Genomic DNA, 24927 nt, shown 5'->3' on the forward strand with positions numbered 1-24927 from the left:
CTCCGGAGGCCAAGGGACGCCCCGAAGGCGGGCCCGTCCGTCGGCCCGTCTTGTGGGGTTCCCGCGAGTCCACGTAGCGTTGCTTGGGGGAATTGGACACCACCAACCCAGCGAGGGAGCCGCATGGCCAAGAAATCCAGGAAATCCACCGGGCACCGAGGCACGCTGGCACCGCAGGAAACCGGTGTATCGGTATGGCAGCACATGGCCCGGCAGGCGGCCGCGAGGATCGCCCCCGACTTTTTGGCCTGGTTCCAGGAAGCGGGCGGGCACCCCGATGCCGCCGGGGGCTACCTCGAGGTAGTCGTGGCCATAGTCGCCGGCAAGGGCGGAAGGGTGGGGTTCGACAAGGCCACCGAGTTCACCGCAGACGGGGTGGGGATGGCCCTGGAGCGCATCTCGGACGCCGTTGGCGATCAGCTGCCCAAGCTCGTGGAGGGCTTCCACCTCTTTGTTGACTTCCTCGACCAAACTGGGCTGTGGAGCGGAACCCGTGAGGACTTCGCCGCAGTGCATGCGATGGTCTCAAATGAAGAGACCTGCATGCTGGCCGGGCCGTTCTTCCGGATCCCGCAGCTTTCCGAGGCCGAGGTGCGGCAGGAACTGGCGAAGACCAAACTGGTTGGCCAGGTGCAGGCGCTGCTGGAATGGGTCGGCACGGGGAAGACCGTCACCAACTCCGGCGCGCTGCGCCTGCCGGACCTGGAAGCCGCCGCGGCCTGCGTAGGTGTGGCGGTGCGCAGCCACAAGCTGCGCCCCGACCCGGGGGAAAACACGATTCCGGGGCTGGAAATACCGGGGTTGGCCGAGGTGCCGGAGGACGTTCTCTACGTGCGCACGATGAAGGACATTCCGTTGTTGCAGATGCTCTGGCTCCAGCTGGTGGACGAAGGCACGGTGCTGCTGGAGGGTTCCCGGGCGGTTCCGGGTGAGGGTGCGCTGGCGCTCGCGGACCCGGACTCCGAGGGCTTCGTCCAAGCCTGCAGGTTGTTCATCTCAGGGTTCCTTGATCGGTGGCTCGAGGATGTGATGGCTCGCGGGCCGCTGGGCGAGGAGACCGGGCACCTGCTGGTCTCGGTGTTCGGAAACGGCACGACTGAGATACCGATGGCGGTGGACGCCATCCTGTCCCTTGAACCTGACGCCGGTGCGGAAATCATCGACTTGACCAAGGCCGCCCAGGACGCGGCGTTGCTGCAGCTTCGACAGCTGGCCGAATATGGGCTGCTGGCCATCGACTCGCACATCGTGGTCCCGCCGGCGCTCATCGATTGTTTTGTGGCCGCCTTTGAAACGGACTACAAGCTCGACGTCGAATACCCCCAGGGGAACCTGGGGATCGCTGCTCCTGTGGAGCTCAAATCCGTGTTCCATCTCAAAATCTCTTTGGCGGGTGCGCGGCCTCCGGTCTGGCGACGGTTTCTGGTGCGGTCGGACACCACCTTTCAGGAACTGCACCATGTGATCCAGGCGTCCTTTTCCTGGAACGACTTGCACCTGCATGAATTCAGGTTCGGGGGTCGCCACGGAAAGACCATCGGTCCGTTGCTTGAAGATGAGCTCTTCATGGGTGGTGCAGATCTGGACGAGGCGCGGGTCGAGCTGTCCGAGGTCCTGGCCAAGCGGGGCGACAAAATGACCTACACCTACGACTTCGGCGCCGGCTGGGAGCACGATATCACCCTTGAGGGACGCCAGGCCCCTCGCCCGGGGCAGGAGCTGCCGTTGTACATCACGGGCAAGGGTGAAGCGCCCTTCGAAGACTGACCGCATACCGTCAGCGCACTCCCTGGAACTACGTGTCTCACGGGCGCCGCTGCTCCGTGGTGCGTTCACTCCGTCGTCGAGCCTGGGCTTACGGCCGGCAGTGTGCGCCACCCCCGCTTGGTCTTCCCTGCGCTCCAGTAGCTGGAGATCTCGATCCTGCGTTGGTCCAGGTCCCAGTGGGAAAGCAGGCGACGGATCTCCTGCGTGGCGGAACGCTCACCCAACGCCAGGATCTCCACCTGGCCGTGTGCGGCCGGCAATTCGCGCAGGGCATTGGCCAGCATGGTGCTGGTGGCGGAGGGCTCGCCCGAGCGGTGGACCCAATGCAGTGCCATACCTGTCGGTCGTTCGATCTCGAACTCGTCCTCCGCGGAAGCGACCTCCAGGAACACCTGGCCCACCGCATGGTGCGGGAGCATTTCCAGGGCCGCGGCGATGGCCGGGATGGCGGACTCGTCCCCGACATACAGGTGCTGCTCCGCACCGGGATCCGGGCGGAACTTGCCCTTGGACCGGGAGAGCACCAGTGGGTCGCCCGGTTTCGCCCCGGCCGCCCAGGTGCCGCCGACGCCGTCGGTCCCGTGGACGAAGAAGTCGATGGAGATTTCACGTGCCGCGGCATCATGGCGGCGGATCGTGTAGGAACGGGAGACCGGCAGGTCCTCGCGGGCCAGGCGCCCGCGCAGCGAGCGCATCTCATAGGGCGGGACCAATCCCAGGGCGGGGTTGGCGAAGTGCAGCTTGACGTGTTGGTCGGCCGCGCCGTTGGACTCGAAGTCGGCGAAGCCCTCGCCCCCGGCAACAATGCGCACCATGCTTTGGCTCAGCCACTGGGTCCGCAGCACCTCGAGCACGATCTGCGAACCGCGTACCCGGGTGCGGACCGGCACCGCGGCAGCGTCCGAGGCCGGCTCGGCAACCGGCGGCACGGCTTCCGCGCCTGGTGCCGGCGGGAGCGGCGGCACCAGTGGTGGCAACGGGGGAAGCGCGCGGAGCCATGCCTTGCGCAGCGCCTTGGTGGCCGCGGTGTGGGCGGCCCGGCCCCCGGCCTTCTCGGCGTCCCGCAGCGTCGCCTCGCGCAACGCCTTGGAGAGCTTGATGCCGCCGTGCCGTGCGGCGCGCTTCAGCTTCTTCTTGGCGGCCTTCCGTCCTGCCCGCCGGCCCGCCTCCACGGCGGCCTCGAAGACCATGGCGTGTTCGCGGGCCACGGCCGGGGGCAGCTGGCCGGGTTCCACCGGGTGCTTGGGGTGCTTGTGGTGCGACATCTCGAGGGCTCCTCTCGGGCGTGCGGGGATCTTCCGTATCCTCGAGTCTGGCCCGAGTGGCGCGCGGTTACAAGCGGCCCGGCGCCCGACCTGCCCGGTCAGCGGCCCTCGCCCATCCGCCCGAGCACCAGCCCCAGGGCCGGCCAGGCACTTCGCCCGGCGCGGGTCCGGGCGAAGGCCCGCAGCCGCAGGTCCGGGTTGCGCAGCGGCAGGATGGCGATCCCTTTCCTCCGCGGGCGGTTTTCCGGAAGCAGTCCCACGCCGAGCCCGGCCAGGATCAGGTCTTCGACCAGATCCAGGCTGTCGGACTGGTGCCGCATCGCCGGCTCGAAACCGGCAATCGAGGAGAAGAGCCGCAGGACGGCCTCGTCGGCCAGGTTGCGCGAGTTCCCGATCCAGTCCCGGTCGCGGAAGGCAGAAAACACCGCCGCCGCATCGGGCGCACCCGCGAAGCGCTCCGCGTCACTGCTGGGCACGCCCAGGCCCCAGGGCGTGCTCCACAATTCCAGCGTTTCCACCCCGGGGCCGACCGTATCCGGTGCCAGGTTGTAGTCGTAGGTCAGGGCCAGGTCGATGTCGTCGGCGGCCAGCAGCTTCAGTGCCTCCGCCGGTTCGTGCTCGAGCACCACGATCCGCACCCGTGGGTGCTGCTCTGCCAGTTCGCCGATGACGGGCATCAGCGTGGTGCGGATAGCGGTGGCAAAGCCCGCCACCCGCAACGTGCCCGAGGGTTCGGCGGCGGGATCCAGGTCCAGCTTCGCCGCATCGATGGCGCCGAGGATGGTGCGCGCGTGCTCGGCCAGCCGCCGGCCGGCCGGGGTGAGCCGGACCCCACGCCCGTCGGGTTCCAGCAGCCGGGCTCCGGTTTCCCTCGAGAGCTGGGCGATCTGCTGGGAGACGGTCGAGGTGGTGGTGTCCAGCACGTCCGCGACGGCCCGCATCGAGCCCATGCGGGCAAGCTCGTAGAGGTATTGCAGGCGCCGGGTATCCATAAACACCATTGTGCAGGAAATCTGGACGATATGTTGATGATTCTCGCGTGGACATGGACGACCTGCCTCGGCTCTACTGAATCAATGACTTCAACACGCGCAGCCGCAGGCAAGGGCACCGGCATCGGCTCCATGATGGCGTTTGCCTCGATGGGCTGCGTCCAGCTGGGCCTTGCCGCGTCGATCGGCCTGGCCGGAACCCTGGGCTCCGAGGGTGTGGCCTGGCTGCGCCTGGCCTGGGCCGCGCTCATCCTGGTGGCCATCGCCCGTCCCTGGAGGCTGCGGTTCACCCGCGCCACGCTGGGGATCTGCACACTGCTGGGCCTGGCCACCGCGGGCATGACGCTGGGCTTCATGAAGGCGGTCGAAACCATCGACCTGGGCACCGCGAGCGCCCTGGAATTCATGGGTCCGCTGGCCGTGGCGATCATCCAGGGCAGGGGCGCCGGACGCTGGTGGGCGCTGGTCGCCGCCGCCGGGGTGCTCGGGCTTACCGAGCCCTGGCACGGCGCCGCGGATTCCGCCGGCGTGCTTTTCGCCCTCGGCGGCGCGGTCTGCTGGGCCGGATACGTCCTGCTCACCCAGCGCGCAGGGGATGCGATCGACGGCATCGGAGCACTTGCCATCTCGATGCCCGTCGCCGCCCTGGCCGCAACGCTGGTGGTGGGCCCGGAGGTGTTCGGGCGCATGGACGTGCAGGTGCTGGCGATCGGGTTCGCGCTCGCGCTGCTGCTGCCGGTGATCCCGTTCAGCCTCGAACTGCTGGCGCTGCGCCGGATGACCACCGCGGCGTTCGGCACGCTGATGTGCCTGGAGCCGGCCATTGCGATGGTTGTCGGGTTGCTGATCCTGCACCAGGTCCCGCGCCCGGCCGCGATCGCGGGCATCGTGCTGGTCATCATTGCGGGGATCGGCGCAACGCGCACCGGCCGGCGCGAACCGGTGCCGGTTCAAGCAGCCTCGAACGAATCCGGGCCAGTGTGCATCGTGGCGGACGCCGACGCCCGGTAGCCAGGCGCACCGACAATATCGTGCGTGCCGAAACCCCTGTCCCGCGCGGATCTTGTGCAGGCGGCTCCTACGCCCCGGTGTCCCTCGCGTATCCCTCGCGCCCGGCAGCATCAAGGGCCGCGAATGTTTCGGCATCCAGGTGCAGGTCCGCGGCGCCGAGGTTCTCCTCCAGGTGCGCCACCGAGGAGGTTCCCGGGATCGGAAGGATCGCGGGAGAACGCTGCAACAGCCAAGCCAAGGCCACCTGCGAGGAGGTCGCGCCCAGGGATTCGGCCGTCTGGTGGACGATCCCGCCTTCGGTGGCCAGCATTCCGGCGGACATCGGCGCCCAGGGGATGAAGGCAATGCCGTTGGCCGCGGCGTACTCGAGCACGTCCTCGGAGGAGCGGTCGGTGAGGTTGTAGCGGTTCTGCACGCTGGCGACGGTGAAGTGCCTCGCGGCGGCCTGCAGTTCGGCGACAGTGACCTGGGAGAGCCCCAGCGCGCGGACCTTGCCCTCGTCCTGCAGCTGGCGCATCACGCCGAACTGCTCCTCGGCCGGCACCTTGGCGTCGATGCGGTGCAGCTGGAACAGATCCAGGGCCTCGACCTTCAGCTTGCGCAGGCTCAGTTCCACCTGCTGGCGCAGGTACTCGGGCCGGCCCAGCGGCACCCACTTGCGCGGGCCGGTGCGGGCTTGGCCGGCCTTGGTGGCAATGTGCAGCCCTGCGGCGTAGGGGTAAAGGGCCTCGGCGATGATCTGTTCGGAGACGTCGGGACCGTAGGAGTCGGCGGTGTCGATGAAATCGAGGCCCAGTTCAACGGCCCGGCGGACGGTGGCCAGTGCGCCGGAGCGGTCCGCCGGCTCGCCCCAGATGCCTTCCCCGGTGATGCGCATGGCGCCGAACCCCAGGCGCTTGACGGTGCCGAGGTCCAAGATGTCGATGGTGGACGCGAACGTGCTTTCTGTGTTCCGGGTCATGTCTTGGCCAACGGGGCGGGAGATGGAAATATTCCGTATCCCGCCCCGCCGTTGGGCCCCGACCGTGACGTTATGCGTCTTCGGGTGCCAGCACGATGTCGAAGCGCGCCCGGGCCCAGGGGGTTTTGTCCAGGTTGCGGTCATCGGGTGTGGCGGTGCCCTCAACCTGCTGCTCGAATTTCTTGACCAGCGAGTCCTTGACGCCGAAGACCGAGTCGCCGATGGCCAGTTGAGGGTCTCCCTCCACGAAGATGTGGGTGACCAGGGTCCGGTGCTCCGGGGCGGTGACCATGAAGTGCAGGTGCGAGGCCCGGACCGGGGAGCGCCCGGTGGATTCGAGCATCTTTCCCACCGGCCCGTCGTGGGGGATCGGGTACGGGGTCGGGGTCAGCGCCCAGAAGTTGTAGCCCCCGTCGTCGTCGGCGAAGAGGTGCGCCCTGCCTGCGACCCGGCCGTCGGTGTACTGGACGTCGTAGAAGCCCTCGTCGTCGGCCTCCCAGACCTCGATCCGCGCCCCCGGAACCGGGTTGCCCTGGGTGTCGGTGACGGTGCCCTCGATCCAGCAGGGCTGGCCCGCCGCATCGCCGGCAATGTCTCCGCCCAGCGGAATCAGCGGGGCGTCCTCGACGAAGAAGGGGCCGAAGACGGTGGCCTCGGTGGCGTTGCCGACGGCCTCGTTGTTGACCGCGATGGTCTGCATCGAGGCACCCAGGACATCGGAGAGCAGGATGAATTCCTGGCGCTTGTCGTCGGTGATGTTTCCGGCCTCGGTCAGGAACTCGATGGCGGCGTTCCATTCGGCCTCGGTCAGGCGGACATCGCGGATGAAGGCGTGCAGATGCCGGGTGAGCGAGGCCATGACGGTCTTCAGCCGCGGGTCGGGCGTGCCGTCGAAGGAGGCGACGACGGTGTCGGTAAGGTTCTGCTCGATGGCCTGCTGCTCGGCGGATACGGCCGGCGCGGTGGTGGTCTGCATGGCAGGGTGGTCCTTTCAGTGGCCGGGTGTGGTGCCGTGGTAGGCGGCCGTGAGAAGTTCGGTGAGGTTTTCCGTGGTGGCGGGACGGGGGTTGTTGGCGGGGATGGCCGGCAGGATGATGGAGACGGCCTCCGGGACGTCTTCGAGCCGGAATCCGTAGTCCTTCAGCGCCACCGGGGCCTCCAGCGTCCCGCGCAGGGCGTTGAGCCCGCCAACGGCGGTGTCTGCCCCGAAGGCGGAGGCGATCCGGGCCTCCGCCTGCGGTGCCGCCGGCGCGTTGAAGGCCAGCACGTAGGGCAGCACGGTGGCATGGGTCTGGGCGTGGGGCAGGTCGTAGGTCCCGCCGAGCACGTGGCAGATCTTGTGGTGCATCCCGGACCCGGCCGAGGCGAAGGACACCGCCGACAGGTAGGCCCCGTACAGCGCCTGCTCCCGGCCCGGCAGTCCTTCGGGATCCTCCACGATGGCCGGCAGCCCGCCGGCCAGGGCGCGGATCCCCTCGGCGGCCAGGGCCGCGTTGATCGGGTCTGCGCGCGGCCCCCACAGCGAGTCGATGCAGTGGGCCATGCCATTGAGGCCCGAGGCGACCGACAGGCCGACCGGCAGGGAAGTGGTCAGCATGGCGTCGTAGATGACGGTGACGGGCAGGACGTTGTTGTCGATGCCCGTGTTCTTGCGGCTGGCCTCGGTCAGCCCCCAGACATTGGTGGCCTCGGAGCCGGCGTAGGTGGTGGGCACGGCAATGATGGGCAGGGCCGTGGTCATGGCGACGGCCTTGGCCAGGCCGGTGGTCGAGCCGCCGCCGACGCAGACAATGAGGTCGATTCCGTTCTCGACGGCAGCGGCTCGGGCCCTGTTGGCCGTCTCGATGGGAACGTGCATGACCACCTCGGTGTGGTGCAGGGCAACATTGATGCTGGAAGCGACGGTGCCGGCAATGCCTGCCTCGTGCTCGGCGGCTATGAGCATGATCCTACTGGCGCCCAGCCGGGCCACCTCGGATGCAAGGTTCTCTGCGGCCTTGCCGCTGCCGAACAGCACCCGCTGGGCCAACGTGTCGTGGCTGAAGGTCAAGCCCATGGTCATTTTCCTCGATTCAGGATGCCGGTAAGAGCAGTGGTGAGTTCCGTGGCGGGGTCGGTGCCCAGAGTGTGGGCGCGCCAGGCCACGTGCTTGTCGGGGCGCACCAGCACGGCCCCGTCCTCGGCGGTGCCGCGCTGCTTGGCCCAGTCGAAGTACAGGTCGGTGATTTCCTGGCCGGGTCCGATTACCACGGTACCCACCTTGATGCCCAGAAGCGCGGCCACCTCCCGGGCCGCGTCGACCCAGGGCTGTCCGGTGATGCCGGTGAAGAGGGTGAACTCGCCGTAGGGTGCCAGGTCGTGCGTGGAATGCTTCTTGGCGTTGTTCCCGACCCAGGCGTGCGGTAGTCGTGACCCGGGGTGGGTGGAGGCCTCGTAGTACAGCTCGGGGTCTCGGGCGGGGGTTGGCCTGGCCGTGCCGTCAGGGACGATGGCCGTGGATTGGTAGTGCTGCCCCAGTTCCACGCCGTGTGCGTTGAACTCGTAGTTCTTGATTTCCATGGCATCCTGAATGGCCGCCCGCTTGGCAGCGCCCTGGGAGGTGTTGTCCTTGCGCGAATCGATCAACGACCACATCTCATCGGGACTCTCGGCCTTGTCCAGGCCCAGCGCCTCAAAGAGCTTGCCGAACTCGCGGCCGGATTTGTTGGCCCGCTGCACGATCTGCTTGGCGACGGGCGCGCGCTCGGTAGAGTAGGTCTCCAGCAGCGATTCGTCGGCCTGCCCTTTGAGTACCGCGGCCAGTTTCCAGGCGAGGTTGTAGCTATCTTGGATCGAGGTGTTGGAGCCGAGCCCGTTGCTTGGCGGATGCTTGTGCACGGCATCCCCGGCGCAGAAGACCCGGCCGGACTGCAAGTGGGTCGCGTATTGCTCGTTGTTGCCCCACAAGGACGTTCCGGTGATCTCAACGTCCAGGTCGGGGACCCCGATGAGGTTCCGCACGATCTGGGTGGCCGACTCGGTGGTGACCTCGGGAACTTCGCCGTTGATGTCGAAGCCCCACACGATCAGCCATTCGTTCCAGGGCCGGATCATGCGCACAAGCCCTGCACCGATGCCGCCGATGTTGGAACCCGGCTGCACCACCCAGTACAGGACGGAAGGACGATGCCCGACCAGCGGGGCGATGTCGGCCGTGAAGGTGATGTTCATGGAACCGGCCAGGTCCATCTCGCCCTCGTAGGGAAGGTTGATGTCCGCGGCGACCTTGGAGCGGGCTCCGTCGGCACCGATCAGGTACTTGGCGCGGATCGTGTACTCGGTGCCGGTCAGGCGGTTCAGGACCTGCACACTGACTCCGTCGGAGTCCTGCACATGGGAGAGGTACTCGGTGGAGAACTGGGTCTGGGTGCCGCGCTTGGTGGCGTTTTTGACCAGAATTGGTTCCAGGTACGTTTGCGGGATGTCGCAGTTCAGTGACGGGGAAGCCAGCTCGTAGTCGGCGTGCCGCGCGGGGTGGTTACCCCAGGAAAGGATCCGTCCGATCTCTTCTCCGGCAATGGAAGTGCAGAAGACGGTGTCTCCGATGATTTCGTGCGGCGTCGCCTCGGCCAGGACCTGGTCCTCGATGCCCAGGTCGCGGAATATCTCCATGGTCCTTTGGTTGGTTATGTGGGCGCGAGGGGTGTTGGCCGTCCACCGGTACTTGGTGATCATGATGTTCGGGATTCCTAGGCTCGCCAGGAAGAGGGCAGCGGAGGAACCGGCGGGTCCCGATCCGACGATCAGTACATCGGTGTGGACAGTGTCGGAAACAGGGGCTTCTGTTTCGGCCACGCCATCGTTGAATATCACCATGGTTACCTCTTAGGGAGTCAATTTCCGCCAGCTGGCGGTTTGTGGTCTGGTTCACCTTCGAGTCTGGCCAGCTGACAGGTATAGGGCAAATACCAATATCATCCACGGTCCATATGGTTTCCATATAGCGACGGGTCTACGGCCGTGCGCCTCCAAGCGCCATGTCGATGAATTTCTGCACCGCGGGGGATCGGGCGTGCCGCAGTGACGAGACCAGGCAGCCCTGCAACGGGGTGATGGGCTGCACGAACCGGCGCACCACAAGGTGGCTGCCGGCCATTTGGGAAACGGAGTCCGGCATGACCCCGATGCCCATGCCGGCGGCAATCAGTGGAATCGCGGTCTGGAGCGTCGATACTGTTCGGATTCGGGAGGGGTGGCGACCGAGCTTCGTCCAGGCCTCGTTGACTAGTTCGGGAAGCCCCGGGAATCGCGGGTAGAGCTGAGGAAGCAGCCATGTCTCGCCCATCAGAGAGCTCATGTCGATCGGGTCCGGGGCGTCTCGGAACGATGGCGGCAGGGCGGCCACCAGTGGCATTTCCTGCAACGGGGTCACGGACAGTTCGTTTTCGTAGGCCCCCTGAAGGGCCTTGGCGTTTCCGGTGGCGACGATGGCGATGTCGATGGTGCCGGCCGCGAGCTGGTTCAGCGCTTCCTGCGGCGTGGGGTCCGAAAGCTCAACGACGGAACCGGGCGCCTCGAGGGAGAATCGGTTCAGTAGCGGGGTGAGGTACGACCAGGAAAATGAGGGGACCGCGGCCAGCTGGAGCTGGCCGGCCGTTCCATTGCCCATGTCCCTGAGCTGGTCTTCGATGCGGCGGGTGCGTTTGAGTAGTTGCGTGCCCTGGGTAACCAGGAACGCACCGGCCTCCGTGCAGCTCACGCCGTGCGGGTGGCGATCCAGCAGCCGCACTCCCAGCTCTTTTTCCAGCTGCCCGATCGCGAGGCTGAGTGGTGGCTGGGTCATATGCAGGGTGTTGGCTGCCCGGGAAAAAGATCCCTCGGCCGCAACGGCGAGAAAATATCGAATCTGACGAAGGTCCATATGGAAAGCATATAGCCACCCAGCAAAACTGGTATTTGCAATATATCCACGATTCCAGCAGATTTGGGTGTGACTCCAGTCACGGCATGCGGAACCAGTCTGCGCGCCGCACAGCCTTAACAAAGGAGGCGCACAATGCGTGGAATTCGACTTGCCGCACTCGTCGGCCTGGCAGCACTCGCGCTCGCCGGATGCAGCGGACCGGCCGGAAGCGACGTAAAAGCCGATCCCGCCGGACCGATCAAGGTCGGGGTGATCCCGGTGGCGGACTTCGCCCCGGTTTACCTTGCCCTCGACGAAGGGTATTTCAAAGAGGCCGGCCTCGACGTCGAGGTCCAGGTCATGCAGAATGCGGCGTCCATCGCGCCAGCGGTGCTCAACGGGCAGCTGCAATTCGGCACCAGCGCCGTCACGCCGTTCCTGGCCGCGGCCCAGAAGGGCTTGCCGCTGCGAGCGGTGGCGAACGCTGCGGACGTGGCACTAGAACCGGAGGAAGACGTCTCGGCCCTGGTGGTTCCGGAGGACTCGCCAATTACATCCCCGGCGCAGCTGGAGGGAAAGACCGTCGCGGTGAACGCGCTGTCTTCAATCGTGCATGTCGCAGCGGCCAAGGCAGTCAAGGAAGATGGCGGCGACCCGGCCAAGGTGACCTTCGTGGCCATGCCTTTCCCGGACATGATGACAGCGTTGGCGCAGGGTCGCGTTGATGCCGCCAGCGTCGTGGAGCCGTTCGTGGGTATTTCCACCGGCGCCGGAGCCACCGTCATTGCGCATCCATACACGGCATCGTTCCAGGCCGGCAAGACCTTTGCCCTGTTCTTCGGGTCCGAGGCCTATGCCGTGGCGAATCCAGGGATCGTTGACAAATTCGCCCAAGCGCTGGCCAAGGGGAGCAAGACGGCATCCGAGCACCCGGAGAAGGTCAGTGCCGTCTTGGTGAAGTACGGGAAGGTCGATCCCGCGGTGGCCGACAAGATCCAACAACCCGGCTACGGCACCTTGGTCGACCCGGTGGCGCTGAACGCGGCCGCCACCGTCATGCAGGAACTGGGCTTCCTTCCCGGCCCGGTCGACGTCGCGAAGTTGGTGTGGAAGAAGCCATGACCAGCAGCGTAGCCCTCAAACCCGTGGCGCCGGCTGCCCCCAGACAACGTCCAAGCCGGGTCCGACGCCGTTTTGCGCTGCACCGGCTGCTCGGGCCCGCCACCATCCTGGCGGTGTTCGGGTTGTGGGAAATTTCCAGTCGCAGCGGCTTGCTTCCCCAAGCTGCCATTCCTCCCGCGAGCCAGGTCCTGGCGGCGTTTGGAGCGCAGCTGGTGGAGCCGCATTTTTGGCTTTCCGTGTGGGGCACCCTCTCGGTGGCGCTGCTTGGGCTCTTGATCATCGCGGCAATCGCCACCCCGCTGGCACTGCTGATCGGGGCGTCAAGGGAGGTGCAGGAGTCGACGTGGTTCCCCATCGAGTTCCTAAAGCCCATCCCGCCGGTGGCGCTGATCCCTCTGGGGCTGCTCCTGTGGGGCCCCACGCCCGGCATGAAATTGTTCCTGGTGGTTTTCGGCGCCATCTGGCCTCTCCTGACCCAGCTCGTCTACGGGTTCAAGGAAATCGACGGCGTGGCGCGCGACATGGCGCGCAGCTACCGGCTGGGAAAGTGGCTAACCATCACCAGGGTCATCATTCCCTCGATCCTGCCCTTCGGGGCCACCGGACTGCGCGTCTCGGCATCGATCGCCGTGGTCATCGCGGTGGTTGCCGAAATGATCGGCGGGGTAGCGGGCCTGGGCCAGGACATCGTTGTCGCCCAGTCGGCCAACGCCATGCCGCAGATGTACGCCTTGATATTCGCTGCCGGGTTGCTGGGCCTGCTGGTGAACGCGGCCTTCCGGGCCGCCGAAAAGCCCCTGCTGTTCTGGCACCCCTCGCAGAGAAAGGACCTGCCGTGAGCACCTCCGCCACACCGAATATCACGAAGGTCGGCCGCGGCCGCACCAAGGTCAGATTCGGCGGCAAGGCCCGTCGATTCACCGGGATCAGGCTGCTGCTGATGCGCGCCTGGCTTCCCGTGGGACTGCTGGTGTTGTGGTGGCTGGCCTCGGCTGGTAGCCAGAACCTCTACTTTCCCCCGCTCGAAACCATTCTCACCACGCTGCGCGCGGACTGGTTTGGCTCGGCCTTCACGATGCACCTGGTGCCCAGCATCCTGAAGTTCATCGCCGGCTTCCTGATCGCCTCGGTCTTGGGCGTCGTCTTCGGGCTGCTGGTCGGGATGTACCCGCTGCTACGGGCGGCCGTGGACCCGATCTTGCAGTTCCTGCGCTCGCTGCCGCCGCCGGTGCTGCTGCCCATCGGACTGTTGCTCTTCGGAATCGGCCCTGCCATGAACATCTCGATCATCGTGGCCGGCGCCATCTGGCCGACCCTGTTGAACACCATCGACGGGGTCCGCTCGCTAGACCCGCAGCAGGTGGACATGGCCCGTTCCTACAAACTCACCCGCTTCCAGCGAATCCGCTACGTGATCCTCCCGAATGCCGGACCCCAGATCTTCGCGGGTCTGCGCACCACGCTGCAGATGTCCATCATCCTCATCGTGGTCTCCGAGATGATCGCCTCGACCAACGGGATCGGCTTCTACGTGCTGAACTCGCAGCAGTCCTTCGCCGTGCCGCAAACCTGGGCCGGAACATTCGTGCTGGGCATCCTCGGATACCTCGCCAACCTCATTTTCATCCGCTTCGAGGCCCGGGCGCTGCAATGGCAGACCGGACTTCGCATGAGCACAGGAACAGGTGCCTGACCATGACCGCTTTGCCACCCACTCCAAGCAGCACCTCGGACGATGTCATCGTCGAGCTTGACGGCCTGCAAAAAAGCTACGGCGAGATCCGCATCCTTGATGGCCTGAACCTCAAGATCCGCAAGGGCGAATTCGTCTGCATCGTGGGGCCCTCGGGATCCGGCAAGACCACGCTGCTCAAATGTATGGCGGGGTTGATGTCACCGACGGCCGGACGCACGGTGTTTGAGGGCGTCGAGGTCACCGAGCCCCCTTCGAAGCTCGCGGTGGTCTTCCAGGACTATTCACGGTCGCTGCTGCCCTGGATGACCATCGCCAAGAACATCGAACTTCCCATGATCAACAAGTTCTCCAAGGCCGAGCGCAAGGACAGGATCACTGAGGTCCTGGCCAGCGTGGGCCTGGGTGGCCGCGGGCACCTGTTCCCCTGGCAAATGTCCGGCGGGATGCAGCAGCGTGCCGCCATCGCCCGCGGCTTGGCCTACCAGCCCGACGTGCTGCTCATGGACGAGCCGTTCGCGGCGGTCGACGCGCAAACCCGCATCGAGCTCGAGGACCTGGTGCTCAAGGTCCGTGACGAATTCGACATGACGGTCCTTTTCGTCACGCACGACATCGATGAGGCCGTCTACCTGGGCGACCGGGTCGTGGTTCTCTCCGGGGCGCCCACCACGGTGAACGAGGACATCGTGGTGAACCTGCCGCTGCCCCGGCACCAGCTGGACACCAAGTCGTTGCCCGAATACTCGGCCCTGCGCAACCACGTGTTCGGGCTCATCCAGTCCGCCAAATCCCACGCCTCTATCAGCTAAAGGAAGCAGCACATGACAACCACCTCGTACCTGCCGCTGAGCGCGGAGGAAGCTTCGAGATACAACAGCCGTGTCACGCTGCTGGGGACCTCCGGGGGTCCGCCCTGGTGGGACGGATCGGACCGAGCCGGGATCTGCACCGCGATCACCGTCAACGGGTCGACCTACCTGATCGACCTGGGCGAAGGGTGGGGTCCGCGCTTCCGCCAGTCGGGCCTCGGGCCGAGCGGGTTCCAGAGGGGCTTGGACAACGTGAAGGCCGTTTTCATCACGCATCACCACTCGGACCACATGGTCGACTACCCGAACCTGTTGCTGCTGGCCTGGCACAACGGCTCCAACGGGCTAAAGCAGCCGATCAAAGTTCTTGGCCCCGGGGACCGGGGCGCCCTGCCCCCGATATTCGCCGAGGAAAAGCGCGAGCACCTTCCCGAGGTCTTCCACCCGGCTTCGCCCACCCCCGGGCTGGTGGAATCGACCCAGCGGCTTCTGGAGGCCTATGCGCTAGATATCAACGACCGGATGCGGGACAACGCCAAACAGGACCTTCGGGAAATCTTCGAGTTCCAGGACATCGAGTTGCCCGGTGACACCGGGGCGGACCCCAACGGCAGCCCGACGCCAGGGATGGAGCCATTTGAAATCTTCCGGGACGAGAACGTCCGCGTCACGGCGATCCTGGTGGACCACCGGCCGGTGTTCCCGGCCTTCGCGTTCCGCTTCGACACCGCCGACGGGTCGGTGGTCATCTCCGGTGACACGGGTGTATGCGAGAACCTGGTGCGGATTTCGCGAGGTGCGGACCTCTTGCTGCACGAGTGCATCGACATGGACTGGGTGGACGGGCTGATGGGGCCGGACTCCCCGAAGCCTGACCCCAATCTGATGCAGCACATGCTGGCCGCCCACACCTCCATCGAGCAGGTCGGGCCGCAGGCCGAAGCTGCGGGGGTCAAGACCCTGGTACTGACCCACCTGGTTCCGGGCAACACACCGGTGGCGAAATGGGAAAAGGCGCAGGTCGGTTTCTCCGGAAATCTCGTGGTGGGGGAGGATCTGATGAACTTCGGCATCGGCACCCCCGCCAAACGGGAAGAATCCGTGCCCACTGACGGCCGCCTGCCGAAGCGAACCTCCGTGCCGGCCGGGTAGGGCGTCCAGATGCGTGAATGGCCCCGCCATCCGGCGGGGCCATTCACGTGCTCCGGATCAGGCCGTGGATTCGTTCAGCCGGGCCAAAAGGTCGGTGAAGCGGCGGATCTCCCCGGGCTCCCAGCCGGCGAGCCGGTCGTGGAGCACGCTGCGCGCCCGCACCAGGGTCGCGTCAAAACGTTCCCGGGCCGCGGGGGTCATCGAGACCAGCAGCGCCCGCCCGTCGTCCGGGTCGATGCTGCGGGTCACGAGTTCCAGCGCCTCGAGCTGCTTGATCGTCCGGCTCATCAACGCCTTGTCCACCTCCATCTCCTCGGCCAGGCACCCCTGTTGCCTGGCACCGCAGCGGGAAAGGATCGAGAGCACCTTGAACCCCATGGGCGGCAACGCCGGGTCGATGGCCGCGGCCCTGGCCCGGATGCTGTTGCGCGCGTTGGTGAACATCGTCGCGAATTGTTCCTCGACCTGGTCGATCAGGGGCGCCCTGACCGGGTCGTCGGCCGTTGCGGGTCCGCGAAGGGCGAAGGGGTCGGACGCGGCGTCCATGTCAGCGGCGCGCCGGGGTGTTGTCCGCCTCGAGGCGCGGCGTGGCGGCGATGGCAGCCTCGCTGACCTCGACCAGGTTCGCCTCGGCGGCCTCGAGCTCCGGGTGCTGTGCGGCGGCCGCGTCGGTGGCCTCGCGCTGGTGGCGGGTCTGGGTGCCCAGCTCCAGGTTGGGCAGGAACGCCACCGCCAGGATGGTCAGGATGCTCAGCGGGGCCGCCACCATGAAGACGTATGCCACCGCGTCCCCGTAGGAGGACTCGATGATGGAACGGACCGAGTCCGGCAGGGAATGCACGGCCGGGATGCTCCCGGAGGCCAGCGCCGCGGCCAGGTCCTTGCCCTTGTCCCCGAGTCCGGCAATCGCGGCGCCCAGCTCGGCGCTCTTGGAGCCCATCAGGTCCGCGACCTTCGTGGCCATCAGGGCCCCGAGGACCGAGACGCCGATGGTGCCGCCCAGCGAGCGGAAGAATGCGATGCCCGAGGAGGCCACGCCGATCTCCGCCGGGGTGACGGCGTTTTGCACGATCAACACCAGGTTCTGCATGACCATGCCCAGGCCGGCGCCGAGGATGAACATGTAGGTGGAGACAAGCACGAAGTTGGTGTCGTAGTGGATGGTTCCCAGCAGGTAGAGCCCGGCAAGCTGCAGCACCGATCCGATGACCATGATGGCCTTCCACTTGCCGTGCTTGGAGATCAGGGCACCGGCGATGGTGGAGATGACCAGCAGCCCGGCCATCATCGGGATGGTCATGAGCCCGGATTCGGTGGCGTTGGCGCCGCGGGCCAGCTGCATGTACTGGGCCAGGAAGACCGAGGTGCCGAACATCGACACACCCACGGAGATCGAGGCGACGACCGAGAGGGTGAAGGTGTTGTTCTTGAACATCGTCAGCGGGATGATCGGCTCGGCTGCCTTGAACTCCACGATCACGAATGCGGCCAGGGCCGCAACGGCGCCGCCGACCATCCATGCGGTCGTGGCCGAGGCCCACTCGAAGTTCTTGCCGGCCATTGAAACCCAGATCAGCAGCGCCGAGACGCCGGCCGAAAGCAACACGATGCCCGCGTAGTCGATGGATACCTTGCGCTTGGCCACCGCGGGCAGGTGCAGGGTCTTCTGGATCAGGATGATCGCGATGGCCGCGAAGGGCAGGGCGATGAAGAAGTTCCAGCGCCAGTTGATGGCGTCGGTGATGAATCCGCCGATCAGCGGTCCGCCGACGGTGCCCAGCGCCATGACGGCGCCGAAGAGGCCCATGTACTTGCCGCGCTCGCGCGGGGAGATGATGTCGGCCATGACGATCTGGGTCAGCGCGGTCAACCCGCCGGCGCCCAGTCCCTGGAAGACGCGCATGGTGATGAGCATCGAGGTGTCCTGCGAGAACCCGGCGATCGCCGAGGCGATCACGAAGATCAGCAGCGAGAGCTGCAGCAGCAGCTTGCGGTTGGACAGGTCGGCCAGCTTGCCCCAGATCGGGGTGGAGATGGTGGTGGCCAGCAGGGTCGCGGTGACGACCCAGGTGTAGGAGGTCTGGTCGCCGGCCAGGTCGGAAATGATGACCGGGAGCGAGGTGGAGACGACGGTGCCGGCGAGGATCGAGACGAACATGCCCATGAGCAGGCCGGTCAGTGATTGCATCACCTGGCGGTGGGTCATGCCCGATTCGGACAATTCCGGTTCCGCCTTCGTGGTGGTGGGTGTCTGGGACAAAAGGGGACTCCAAAACAAGGGGGAAGATGGTTGATTGATATCAACTATATTGAACTAGTTGCTGATATGCAACTAGTTTTCGTGTGATGCGCAGCGCCCCGCGGCGCCGCCACCCTCCGCTCCGCGGGTGCCCGTCGGCGATTTCGGACCGGCCCCCCGCCCGGTTCCCGCCCGCGTCCGAGGCCCGCCGAGGCCAGGGCGTACCGCCGTGGCCGGGCGCGCATCGCCTCTGACCTGATGGTTTGGCGGGATGTGAAGGAGGTGCTCCGACTTGGTCCGGCAAGGCGACTTCCGCGCGCGGTCCCCGGCTGGCGCGGCGTTGCAGGGGTGCATCTTGACACCCTTTTGTGAGGCGTGACATAGTCGAAACATGAACCTGTCAGACAGCCGGGCAGCCGGACCGCAGCCGATCGTGAGAATCAGCGCTGCCGAAGCCGTCTTCTCCTCGATCCGCGACGCCATCGAGTCCGGCGAACTTCCCGTCGGCAGCAAATTGAGCGCCGAATCGGTGCTCGCCGCCCAGTACGCGGTCAGCCGCTCGGTCATCCGCGAGGCCCTGCGCTCCTGCGCGGCACTCGGGCTCACCCAGACCCAGACCGGAAAGGGCACCTTCGTCATTGCCGCCCGCGCCGGCGGCGACCTGGTCCTCGGGGCCTTCTCCGCCCGCAGCCTCATGGAGGCCCGCCCGCACATCGAGGTTCCCGCCGCCCGGTTCGCCGCCACCCGCGCCACCGCCGACCAGCTGACCCAGCTGCGCGGCATCATCGAGGCCATGGAAGACGAGGACGACCCGGAAATGTGGGTGGCGCTGGACGCCAGCTTCCACGCCATGATCGCCGCGGCAAGCGGCAACGGCGTCTTCGCCCGCGTGGTCAACGACATCCGCGACGCGATGGTCAACCAGTCCGAGACCATCAACCTGATCACCGGCCGCCAGCACCCCTCGCACGCCGAACACCGCGAGATCCTCGCGGCCATCGAGACCGGGGACGCCGACGGGGCAGCGGCGGCCATGGCCGCGCACCTGGCCGCCGTCGACGAAGCCCTGACCCTGATCCTTGGAGCGGAAAAAGCATGAACCTCGCCCACTTCCCCGCCCACGCCCCGCTCGCGGTGCAGACCCGCGGCCAGCTGGTCGAAAGCGTCCACTACGGCTCGCTGGCGGCGCTGGATCCGCACGGGATCACCGTGCTCACGCGCGGGGAACCCGGCGCGCGGATCTACCCGCGCTCGGCCCTGAAGCCGCTCTTTGCCGTGGCGATGCTCCGCGCCGGGCTCGAGCTGCCCGCCGAGCAGCTCGCCCTGGCCGCCGCCAGCCACTCCGGATCCGCCGACCACCAGGACCTCGCCGCAAAGATCCTCGCCGAGGCCGGGCTGGAACCCGCGGCGCTGCGCAACTCCACGGACCTGCCCTACGGGACCGCCGAACGCCACGCCTGGATCCATGCCGGCAACGCTCCCACCCAACTGGCGCAGAACTGCTCCGGCAAGCACGCCGCGATGCTGGCCACCTGCGTGCTCAACGGCTGGGACACCGAAACCTACCTGCACCACGACCACCCGCTGCCCAGCCTCATCCGCGCGGTCGTCGCCGAACTCACCGGCGAGGACGTGACCATCACCAGCACCGACGGGTGCGGAACCGAGGTCTTCGCGCTGAGCCTCACGGGCATGGCCAGGGCCTTCTCCACGCTGGTCACCGCCGCCGAGGGCACCGCCGAGGCCAGGGTCGCCGACGCCATGCGCGCGCACCCGCTGATGGTTGCCGGTGCCGGACGCGATGTCACCGCGCTCATGGAGGCCGTGCCCGGGCTGCTGGCCAAGGACGGGTTCGAGGGAATCCAGCTCATCGCCCTGCCCGACGGTTCCGCGCTGGCGTTGAAGGTCTCCGACGGGTCGGACCGGGCTCGCATGCCCGCCGCAGTCCCCGCCTTGCTGGCCCTGGGTGTGGCGCCCGGACCGCTGGAACCCTTCAACAACCTCCCCGTGCTCGGCGGCGGCCACCCGGTCGGAACCCTGGCCGGGCTGCCCTTCAGCTAACTCCGCTCCCGGCGCCGCATCGCGGCCCCACCCAAAACGCACCATCGCGCGCTGCCTTGCCGCGCCCAAAAACAGCCCTTCCCGCGTACCGCGCCTTCCATCATCCACGCACCGCCCAAGCACAGGAGATCCTCCCGCCATGAACGAATCCACCGCCACCCTGCAGACCACGGCCGCCCAGGGCACCCGCAGCGAACACGATTTGATCGGCGACCGGGACATTCCCGCGGACGCCTATTGGGGCGTGCACTCGCTGCGCGCCGTGGAAAACTTCCCGATCACCGGCCAGAGCCTGTCCACCAACACCAATCTGGTCATGGCCTTGGCCATGGTCAAGCAGGCCGCCGCCCGGACCAACCTGGAACTGGGCCTGCTCGATGCGCCCCGCGCCGAGGCCATCATCGCCGCCTGCGCCGAAATCATCGCCGGCAAGCTGCACGAGCAGTTCGTGGTCGACGTGATCCAGGGCGGCGCCGGGACCTCCTCGAACATGAACGCCAACGAGGTCATCGCCAACCGTGCGCTGGAACTCATGGGCCACGCCAAGGGCGAATACCAATACCTGCACCCCAACGACCACGTGAACCTCAGCCAGTCCACCAACGACGTGTACCCCACCGCGGTGCGCGTGGCAACGATCTTCGCTGCAACCTCGCTGGTCGGTGCGATGGAGCACCTCGGGAAGGCCTTCGCCGCCAAGGCCGTCGAGTTCCGCACCGTGGTGAAGATGGGCCGCACGCAGCTGCAGGACGCTGTCCCGATGACGCTGGGCCAGGAGTTCAACTCCTACGCCGTGACCCTGGGCGAGGACCGCTTGCGCCTGGCCGAGGCCACGTTGCTGGTCCACGAGATCAACCTCGGTGCCACCGCCATCGGCACCGGGCTCAACGCCCCGGCCGGCTACTCGGCCCTGGCCTGCACCCACCTGGCGGAAATCTCCGGGCTGAAGCTGGAAACCGCGTTCGACCTGATCGAGGCCACCGCCGACGTCGGCGCCTTCGTGCACCTCTCCGGGGTGCTCAAGCGCGTGGCCGTCAAGCTCTCCAAGGTCTGCAACGACCTGCGCCTGCTCTCCTCCGGCCCGCGTGCGGGCCTGGGCGAGATCGACCTGCCGGCGGTGCAGTCGGGCTCCTCGATCATGCCGGGCAAGGTCAACCCGGTGATCCCCGAGGTCGTGAACCAGGTGGCCTACGAGGTCATCGGCAACGACGTGACCATCACGATGGCCGCCGAATCCGGGCAGCTGCAGCTCAACGCCTTCGAGCCGATCATCGTGCACAGCCTGACCAAGTCGATGCGCCACCTGGAGGCAGCCTGCATCACGCTGGCCGACAAGTGCATCATTGGCATCACCGCGCACGAGGACAAGCTGCGCGCCCAGGTGGAGAATTCCATCGGCCTGGTCACCGCGTTGACCACGCAGCTGGGCTACGCGGCCTCCACCAAGATCGCCATGGAGGCGCTGTCCACCGGCCGCGGCGTGGCCGAGCTTGTCCTGGAACACGGACTGCTCTCGGCCTCCCAGCTGACGGAGCTGCTGCGCCCCGAGCGCCTGGCCAACCTCAGCGAATAGCTTTTCCTTCCGCCGGTTTCCGGGCACACCCATCCGGGAACCGGCGCCCCGCCCGCGGCCCACCCCCAGCCGCGGCCCTCACGACCCGTTCCGCCATCACGCACCACCTTGCAAGCAAGCCCCCACGACATCCACTCCCCGAGAGGCCCACGCGCATGACACGTGAACACCCCACCCCCGGCCCCGCGCCGCGTTCCGGCAACACCCTGGCAGACCGCAGGCCGAAATCGGCCCTGACCGCCGAGGACGCCGGAATGCACAAGGGGCTCAAGTCCCGCCAGATCCAGATGATCGCGATCGGCGGGGCCATCGGCACCGGCCTGTTCATGGGCGCCGGAGGCCGGCTCGCCGGCGCCGGCCCGGCCCTGATGTTCAGCTACGCGATCTGCGGGTTCTTCGCCTTCCTGATCCTGCGCGCACTGGGCGAACTGGTCGTCCACCGCCCCTCTTCGGGTTCCTTCGTCTCCTACGCCCGCGAGTTCTTCGGTGAGAAGGCCGCCTTCGTGACCGGCTGGCTGTACTGGCTCAACTGGGCCATGACGGCCATCGTGGACATCACCGCGATCGCGCTGTACATGAACTTCTTCGCCAAGTACGTCCCGTGGATCGGTGCGGTCCCGCAGTGGACGTGGGCGCTTGCGGCGCTGCTGGTGGTGCTGGGGCTGAACCTGGTCTCGGTGAAGGTCTTCGGCGAGATGGAATTCTGGTTCGCGCTGATCAAGGTCGTCGCGCTGCTCGGGTTCCTGGCCGTGGGCACGTACTTCGTGATCTTCGGGTCCCCGGTTCCCGGGCACGAGGTCGGCTTCTCGCTGATCGCGGACAACGGCGGGTTCTTCCCCAACGGCCTGCTGCCGGTGGTCGTGGTGATGCAGGGAGTGGTCTTCGCCTACGCCTCGATCGAGCTGATCGGCACCGCCGCGGGCGAAACCGAAAACCCGGAGAAGGTCATGCCCAAGGCCATCAACACCGTGATCATCCGCATCGCCGTGTTCTACGTCGGCTCCCTGGTGCTGCTCTCGCTGCTGCTGCCCTACACCGCGTACAAGGCCGGCGAGTCCCCGTTCGTGACGTTCTTCGGCTCCATCGGAGTGGCCGGCATGGACTCGATCATGAACCTTGTGGTGCTCACCGCCGCGATGTCCTCGCTGAATGCGGGCCTGTATTCCACCGGGCGCATCCTGCGCTCGATGGCGCTGGCCGGGTCCGCCCCGCGCTTCGCCGCGAAGCTGAACAAGCGGGGCGTGCCCTACGGCGGCATCGCGCTGACCACCGCGGTCGCCGGCCTGGGCGTGGTGCTCAACGCGATTGTCCCGGCGCAGGCCTTCGAGATCGTGCTGAACATGGCGGCGCTGGGCATCATCGCCTCCTGGGGCATGATCGTGCTCTGCCAGCTGGCGCTCTACCGCCTGTCCCAGCGCGGGGAGATGAACCGCCCGGCCTTCCGGATGATCGGGGCGCCCTACACCGGGTACCTGACCCTTGCATTCCTGCTGGCGGTCATCGTGCTGATGGCCTTCGACTCGCCGGTGGGCACCTGGACAGTGGCCTCGATCGTCGTCATCGTCCCGGCGCTGATGATCGGTTGGTACGCCTCCCGCAAGCGCATTGCCGATATTGCAGCGGCACGCGATGCGGCCGACGAGCGCTACGAGTTCTCGCTCACCGCTTCCGGCCCGGAAGCCTAAGCACCCCGGAACGTCGCTGCCGCACGGCACACCGCACCCCCGCAGGCGCCGCCTGCGGGGGTGCGGTTGTTTCGCGGCAAGGGTGCCCGGTGCCGTGTATATCCTTCCGGCGCCCCGTCGGATGCGGGACGGGGCACGGGGCTGTCCAGGGGTTGGCGCCGAGCCTGTTGATTTTCGTGTGTGCTCTGCTACTCTCGCAGCATGAGGCACCCATCATGTGTTGCTTTGCCACCCCTCATCCACCCCGACTCCGCAGCCACCACGTGTGCGCCGTGCGTCGGCGGGCCCCACGGCTTCCGGCGATGAGCACCATCCAGGGCGGCGGCTGGGAAACCACCGCCCGTGCCCGCGAGCAGGCCGCCGCGGCCGACCTGGGGCGTTGGCTCTACACCTTGCAGCTGGAACGCGAGGAAGACCGCAAGTCGTTGGCGAACAACGTCGCCGGCCTGGTCGTCGGGCTGATTGTCACCACCGCCAGCATCATGTTCCTGGTGCGTGCACACCCCGCAGTGCTCGGATTCCGGCTGGGCGGGGTGGCGCTGAGTGCCCTGGGGCTGGGCTTCGTGGCCGTCTACGGTTACCGGATGCTTTTCAAGGACCGCGAGGGCATCCGCGGGATCCTGCTTGGCCACGTCTACGAGGCGGGCCTGGTCCTTGAGCGCACCCGGGGCCAGAGCCACGTGGTGCCCCGTGGTACCAGCATCCTGCGCCACGTCGCCTGGGATGCCGGCGGGGACGAGCGCCCGCGAGACCAGCTGTGGATCACGCTGCCCGGCGGCGCCGTGCGCGGCGTCGAAACCTGGAGCGGGTTCGAATGCCGGCAGCTGGCGCAGCTGGCGGCCCACTTCGGGATGCCGGGCGAACCGGAGCGGATCGCCCCGGTCCATGCCGCCGACATCCCCGAACTCCTGTAGCGGGGACGGCGCAAGCGGCGGCTAGATGCCGAGTTCCTCGCGCAGGCGGGCCACGTGCCCGCCGGCCGCCACGTTGTACTCGGCCAGCGAGACCAGACCGTCCCCGTCAACCACCACGGTGCTGCGCAGGGTGCCGGAGGATTTCTTGCCGTTGAACTCCTTTTCGCCGTACGAGCCGTACGCAGAGGCCACCGCAAAATCGGGATCCGAAAGCAGCGGGAAGTTCAGCGATTCGGACTCTGTGAACGAGGTCAGGGCCTCGCCCTCGTCCGGGGAGATGCCCAGGACCTCGTACCCGGCGGCCCGCAGCGAGTTCAGGTTGTCCCGGAAATCGCAGGCCTCGGTGGTGCAGCCGGGGGTGGCCGCCTTGGGGTAGAAATACACGACGACGTTCTTGCCCGCGTAGTCGCCCAGCGAGACCTGCCTGCCGGTGGCGTCGGCCAAGGTGAATTGCGGTGCGCGCTGCCCAACGGCCAGCGGTGATGAAAGTTCAGACACAAGAGACTCCATTCGTTTCCACATCCTGATAATTCAATTTCATACTAGATCCTGTGTAGCGGACCAACAAGGGGTGGGCGGGGGTGAAAACCACGCATTGAACACCGGTCCGGGCAAGGATCGGACCCGCATACCGCGTGGGATGTACGCGGAGCCCAAAAAGTCAGTCTTTGGGAGGGTCAAACCGTGGGGCATCGAGGGTAGAGTGACCAATGCCCGGCTGAAAGGTGCCGCGTTGCCGCCCTCGCGGGGCCACCAAACCATGGCGGATCCGTGCGGCTAAATTCATGAGGACACTAC

General features: G+C 66.9%; 22 protein-coding genes. 12 read left to right on the forward strand and 10 right to left on the reverse strand.

Annotated features, from left to right (window positions below; translation table 11 throughout):
* Positions 1-123 precede the first annotated feature (123 nt).
* The gene (locus JOF46_RS03405; RefSeq protein WP_209906027.1) at positions 124-1767 is read left to right on the forward strand and encodes a plasmid pRiA4b ORF-3 family protein; all 1644 of its coding nucleotides are present in this window, start codon (positions 124-126) and stop codon (positions 1765-1767) included.
* A 65-nt stretch (positions 1768-1832) separates the two neighbouring features.
* Here JOF46_RS03405 and JOF46_RS03410 read toward each other — a convergent pair whose 3' ends face one another.
* Positions 1833-3032 (reverse strand): siderophore-interacting protein, encoded by a 1200-nt coding sequence (locus tag JOF46_RS03410; RefSeq protein ID WP_209906028.1) that lies wholly within the window; start codon positions 3030-3032, stop codon positions 1833-1835.
* Between the two features lie 98 nt (positions 3033-3130).
* Positions 3131-4024 (reverse strand): LysR family transcriptional regulator, encoded by an 894-nt coding sequence (locus tag JOF46_RS03415; RefSeq protein WP_245347985.1) that lies wholly within the window; start codon positions 4022-4024, stop codon positions 3131-3133.
* 84 nt (positions 4025-4108) lie between these two features.
* On the opposite strand from JOF46_RS03415, the gene JOF46_RS03420 reads away from it, so the two are divergent.
* On the forward strand, positions 4109-5035 hold the full coding sequence (locus JOF46_RS03420) for an EamA family transporter (protein ID WP_245347986.1): 927 nt from the start codon (positions 4109-4111) through the stop codon (positions 5033-5035).
* 67 nt (positions 5036-5102) lie between these two features.
* Here JOF46_RS03420 and JOF46_RS03425 read toward each other — a convergent pair whose 3' ends face one another.
* From JOF46_RS03425 to JOF46_RS03445, 5 genes are all read right to left on the reverse strand, one after another.
* Positions 5103-5996, reverse strand: a complete 894-nt coding sequence (locus tag JOF46_RS03425; RefSeq protein ID WP_209906030.1) for an aldo/keto reductase — start codon at positions 5994-5996, stop codon at positions 5103-5105.
* 70 nt (positions 5997-6066) lie between these two features.
* Complete coding sequence (locus JOF46_RS03430) at positions 6067-6972, reverse strand: intradiol ring-cleavage dioxygenase (protein WP_209906031.1); 906 nt, start codon at positions 6970-6972, stop codon at positions 6067-6069.
* Positions 6973-6987: 15 nt separating this feature from the next.
* The gene (locus JOF46_RS03435) at positions 6988-8052 is read right to left on the reverse strand and encodes a maleylacetate reductase (protein WP_209906032.1); all 1065 of its coding nucleotides are present in this window, start codon (positions 8050-8052) and stop codon (positions 6988-6990) included.
* Between the two features lie 2 nt (positions 8053-8054).
* Positions 8055-9851 carry an FAD-dependent oxidoreductase gene (locus tag JOF46_RS03440; protein WP_209906033.1) on the reverse strand — a complete coding sequence of 599 codons (1797 nt, stop codon included), beginning with the start codon at positions 9849-9851 and terminating at the stop codon, positions 8055-8057.
* Positions 9852-9987: 136 nt separating this feature from the next.
* Complete coding sequence (locus JOF46_RS03445; RefSeq protein WP_209906034.1) at positions 9988-10896, reverse strand: LysR family transcriptional regulator; 909 nt, start codon at positions 10894-10896, stop codon at positions 9988-9990.
* Positions 10897-11031: 135 nt separating this feature from the next.
* On the opposite strand from JOF46_RS03445, the gene JOF46_RS03450 reads away from it, so the two are divergent.
* From JOF46_RS03450 to JOF46_RS03470, 5 genes are read left to right on the forward strand one after another with little or no spacing between them, the layout of a single operon-like run.
* The gene (locus tag JOF46_RS03450) at positions 11032-12000 is read left to right on the forward strand and encodes an ABC transporter substrate-binding protein (RefSeq protein ID WP_209906035.1); all 969 of its coding nucleotides are present in this window, start codon (positions 11032-11034) and stop codon (positions 11998-12000) included.
* A complete protein-coding gene (locus JOF46_RS03455; RefSeq protein WP_209906036.1) occupies positions 11997-12839 on the forward strand; it encodes an ABC transporter permease in 843 nt (280 codons plus the stop codon). Before JOF46_RS03450 ends, JOF46_RS03455 begins: the two co-directional genes overlap by 4 nt.
* Positions 12836-13693, forward strand: a complete 858-nt coding sequence (locus JOF46_RS03460; RefSeq protein WP_342592347.1) for an ABC transporter permease — start codon at positions 12836-12838, stop codon at positions 13691-13693. Before JOF46_RS03455 ends, JOF46_RS03460 begins: the two co-directional genes overlap by 4 nt.
* Positions 13694-13695: 2 nt before the next feature.
* Positions 13696-14505, forward strand: coding sequence for an ABC transporter ATP-binding protein (locus JOF46_RS03465; protein WP_209906037.1), 810 nt, complete (start codon positions 13696-13698; stop codon positions 14503-14505).
* A 12-nt stretch (positions 14506-14517) separates the two neighbouring features.
* Positions 14518-15657 (forward strand): MBL fold metallo-hydrolase, encoded by a 1140-nt coding sequence (locus JOF46_RS03470; RefSeq protein ID WP_209906038.1) that lies wholly within the window; start codon positions 14518-14520, stop codon positions 15655-15657.
* Positions 15658-15714: 57 nt separating this feature from the next.
* Here the strand turns inward: JOF46_RS03470 and JOF46_RS03475 are convergent, their stop codons facing one another.
* Both JOF46_RS03475 and JOF46_RS03480 read right to left on the reverse strand, forming a co-directional pair.
* Positions 15715-16203, reverse strand: coding sequence for a MarR family winged helix-turn-helix transcriptional regulator (locus tag JOF46_RS03475; protein ID WP_209906039.1), 489 nt, complete (start codon positions 16201-16203; stop codon positions 15715-15717).
* 1 nt (position 16204) lies between these two features.
* On the reverse strand, positions 16205-17863 hold the full coding sequence (locus JOF46_RS03480; RefSeq protein ID WP_209911492.1) for an MDR family MFS transporter: 1659 nt from the start codon (positions 17861-17863) through the stop codon (positions 16205-16207).
* Between the two features lie 424 nt (positions 17864-18287).
* Between JOF46_RS03480 and JOF46_RS03485 the strand changes: the two genes are divergently transcribed.
* From JOF46_RS03485 to JOF46_RS03505, 5 genes are all read left to right on the forward strand, one after another.
* The gene (locus tag JOF46_RS03485; protein ID WP_209906040.1) at positions 18288-18995 is read left to right on the forward strand and encodes a FadR/GntR family transcriptional regulator; all 708 of its coding nucleotides are present in this window, start codon (positions 18288-18290) and stop codon (positions 18993-18995) included.
* Positions 18992-19957, forward strand: coding sequence for an asparaginase (locus JOF46_RS03490; RefSeq protein WP_209906041.1), 966 nt, complete (start codon positions 18992-18994; stop codon positions 19955-19957). Before JOF46_RS03485 ends, JOF46_RS03490 begins: the two co-directional genes overlap by 4 nt.
* A 139-nt stretch (positions 19958-20096) precedes the next feature.
* The gene (locus tag JOF46_RS03495; protein ID WP_209906042.1) at positions 20097-21530 is read left to right on the forward strand and encodes an aspartate ammonia-lyase; all 1434 of its coding nucleotides are present in this window, start codon (positions 20097-20099) and stop codon (positions 21528-21530) included.
* 155 nt (positions 21531-21685) lie between these two features.
* Complete coding sequence (locus JOF46_RS03500; RefSeq protein ID WP_209906043.1) at positions 21686-23215, forward strand: amino acid permease; 1530 nt, start codon at positions 21686-21688, stop codon at positions 23213-23215.
* A 302-nt stretch (positions 23216-23517) separates the two neighbouring features.
* On the forward strand, positions 23518-24129 hold the full coding sequence (locus tag JOF46_RS03505; protein WP_209906044.1) for a hypothetical protein: 612 nt from the start codon (positions 23518-23520) through the stop codon (positions 24127-24129).
* 21 nt (positions 24130-24150) lie between these two features.
* Here the strand turns inward: JOF46_RS03505 and bcp are convergent, their stop codons facing one another.
* The gene (gene bcp / locus JOF46_RS03510) at positions 24151-24639 is read right to left on the reverse strand and encodes a thioredoxin-dependent thiol peroxidase (protein WP_209906045.1); all 489 of its coding nucleotides are present in this window, start codon (positions 24637-24639) and stop codon (positions 24151-24153) included.
* Positions 24640-24927 lie beyond the last annotated feature (288 nt).

Origin of the sequence: Paeniglutamicibacter psychrophenolicus (genome assembly GCF_017876575.1) — a bacterium.
Taxonomy (GTDB): domain Bacteria; phylum Actinomycetota; class Actinomycetes; order Actinomycetales; family Micrococcaceae; genus Paeniglutamicibacter; species Paeniglutamicibacter psychrophenolicus.

Excerpts from the sequence above, each read along its gene's own strand:
- JOF46_RS03405 (WP_209906027.1), top strand. The coding sequence starts at position 124 with ATGGCCAAGAAATCCAGGAAATCCACCGGGCACCGAGGCACGCTGGCA.
- JOF46_RS03410 (WP_209906028.1), bottom strand. The coding sequence starts at position 3,032 with ATGTCGCACCACAAGCACCCCAAGCACCCGGTGGAACCCGGCCAGCTG.
- JOF46_RS03415 (WP_245347985.1), bottom strand. The coding sequence starts at position 4,024 with ATGGATACCCGGCGCCTGCAATACCTCTACGAGCTTGCCCGCATGGGC.
- JOF46_RS03420 (WP_245347986.1), top strand. The coding sequence starts at position 4,109 with ATGACTTCAACACGCGCAGCCGCAGGCAAGGGCACCGGCATCGGCTCC.
- JOF46_RS03425 (WP_209906030.1), bottom strand. The coding sequence starts at position 5,996 with ATGACCCGGAACACAGAAAGCACGTTCGCGTCCACCATCGACATCTTG.
- JOF46_RS03430 (WP_209906031.1), bottom strand. The coding sequence starts at position 6,972 with ATGCAGACCACCACCGCGCCGGCCGTATCCGCCGAGCAGCAGGCCATC.
- JOF46_RS03435 (WP_209906032.1), bottom strand. The coding sequence starts at position 8,052 with ATGGGCTTGACCTTCAGCCACGACACGTTGGCCCAGCGGGTGCTGTTC.
- JOF46_RS03440 (WP_209906033.1), bottom strand. The coding sequence starts at position 9,851 with ATGGTGATATTCAACGATGGCGTGGCCGAAACAGAAGCCCCTGTTTCC.
- JOF46_RS03445 (WP_209906034.1), bottom strand. The coding sequence starts at position 10,896 with ATGGACCTTCGTCAGATTCGATATTTTCTCGCCGTTGCGGCCGAGGGA.
- JOF46_RS03450 (WP_209906035.1), top strand. The coding sequence starts at position 11,032 with ATGCGTGGAATTCGACTTGCCGCACTCGTCGGCCTGGCAGCACTCGCG.
- JOF46_RS03455 (WP_209906036.1), top strand. The coding sequence starts at position 11,997 with ATGACCAGCAGCGTAGCCCTCAAACCCGTGGCGCCGGCTGCCCCCAGA.
- JOF46_RS03465 (WP_209906037.1), top strand. The coding sequence starts at position 13,696 with ATGACCGCTTTGCCACCCACTCCAAGCAGCACCTCGGACGATGTCATC.
- JOF46_RS03470 (WP_209906038.1), top strand. The coding sequence starts at position 14,518 with ATGACAACCACCTCGTACCTGCCGCTGAGCGCGGAGGAAGCTTCGAGA.
- JOF46_RS03475 (WP_209906039.1), bottom strand. The coding sequence starts at position 16,203 with ATGGACGCCGCGTCCGACCCCTTCGCCCTTCGCGGACCCGCAACGGCC.
- JOF46_RS03480 (WP_209911492.1), bottom strand. The coding sequence starts at position 17,863 with ATGACCCACCGCCAGGTGATGCAATCACTGACCGGCCTGCTCATGGGC.
- JOF46_RS03485 (WP_209906040.1), top strand. The coding sequence starts at position 18,288 with ATGAACCTGTCAGACAGCCGGGCAGCCGGACCGCAGCCGATCGTGAGA.
- JOF46_RS03490 (WP_209906041.1), top strand. The coding sequence starts at position 18,992 with ATGAACCTCGCCCACTTCCCCGCCCACGCCCCGCTCGCGGTGCAGACC.
- JOF46_RS03495 (WP_209906042.1), top strand. The coding sequence starts at position 20,097 with ATGAACGAATCCACCGCCACCCTGCAGACCACGGCCGCCCAGGGCACC.
- JOF46_RS03500 (WP_209906043.1), top strand. The coding sequence starts at position 21,686 with ATGACACGTGAACACCCCACCCCCGGCCCCGCGCCGCGTTCCGGCAAC.
- JOF46_RS03505 (WP_209906044.1), top strand. The coding sequence starts at position 23,518 with ATGAGCACCATCCAGGGCGGCGGCTGGGAAACCACCGCCCGTGCCCGC.
- bcp (WP_209906045.1), bottom strand. The coding sequence starts at position 24,639 with ATGGAGTCTCTTGTGTCTGAACTTTCATCACCGCTGGCCGTTGGGCAG.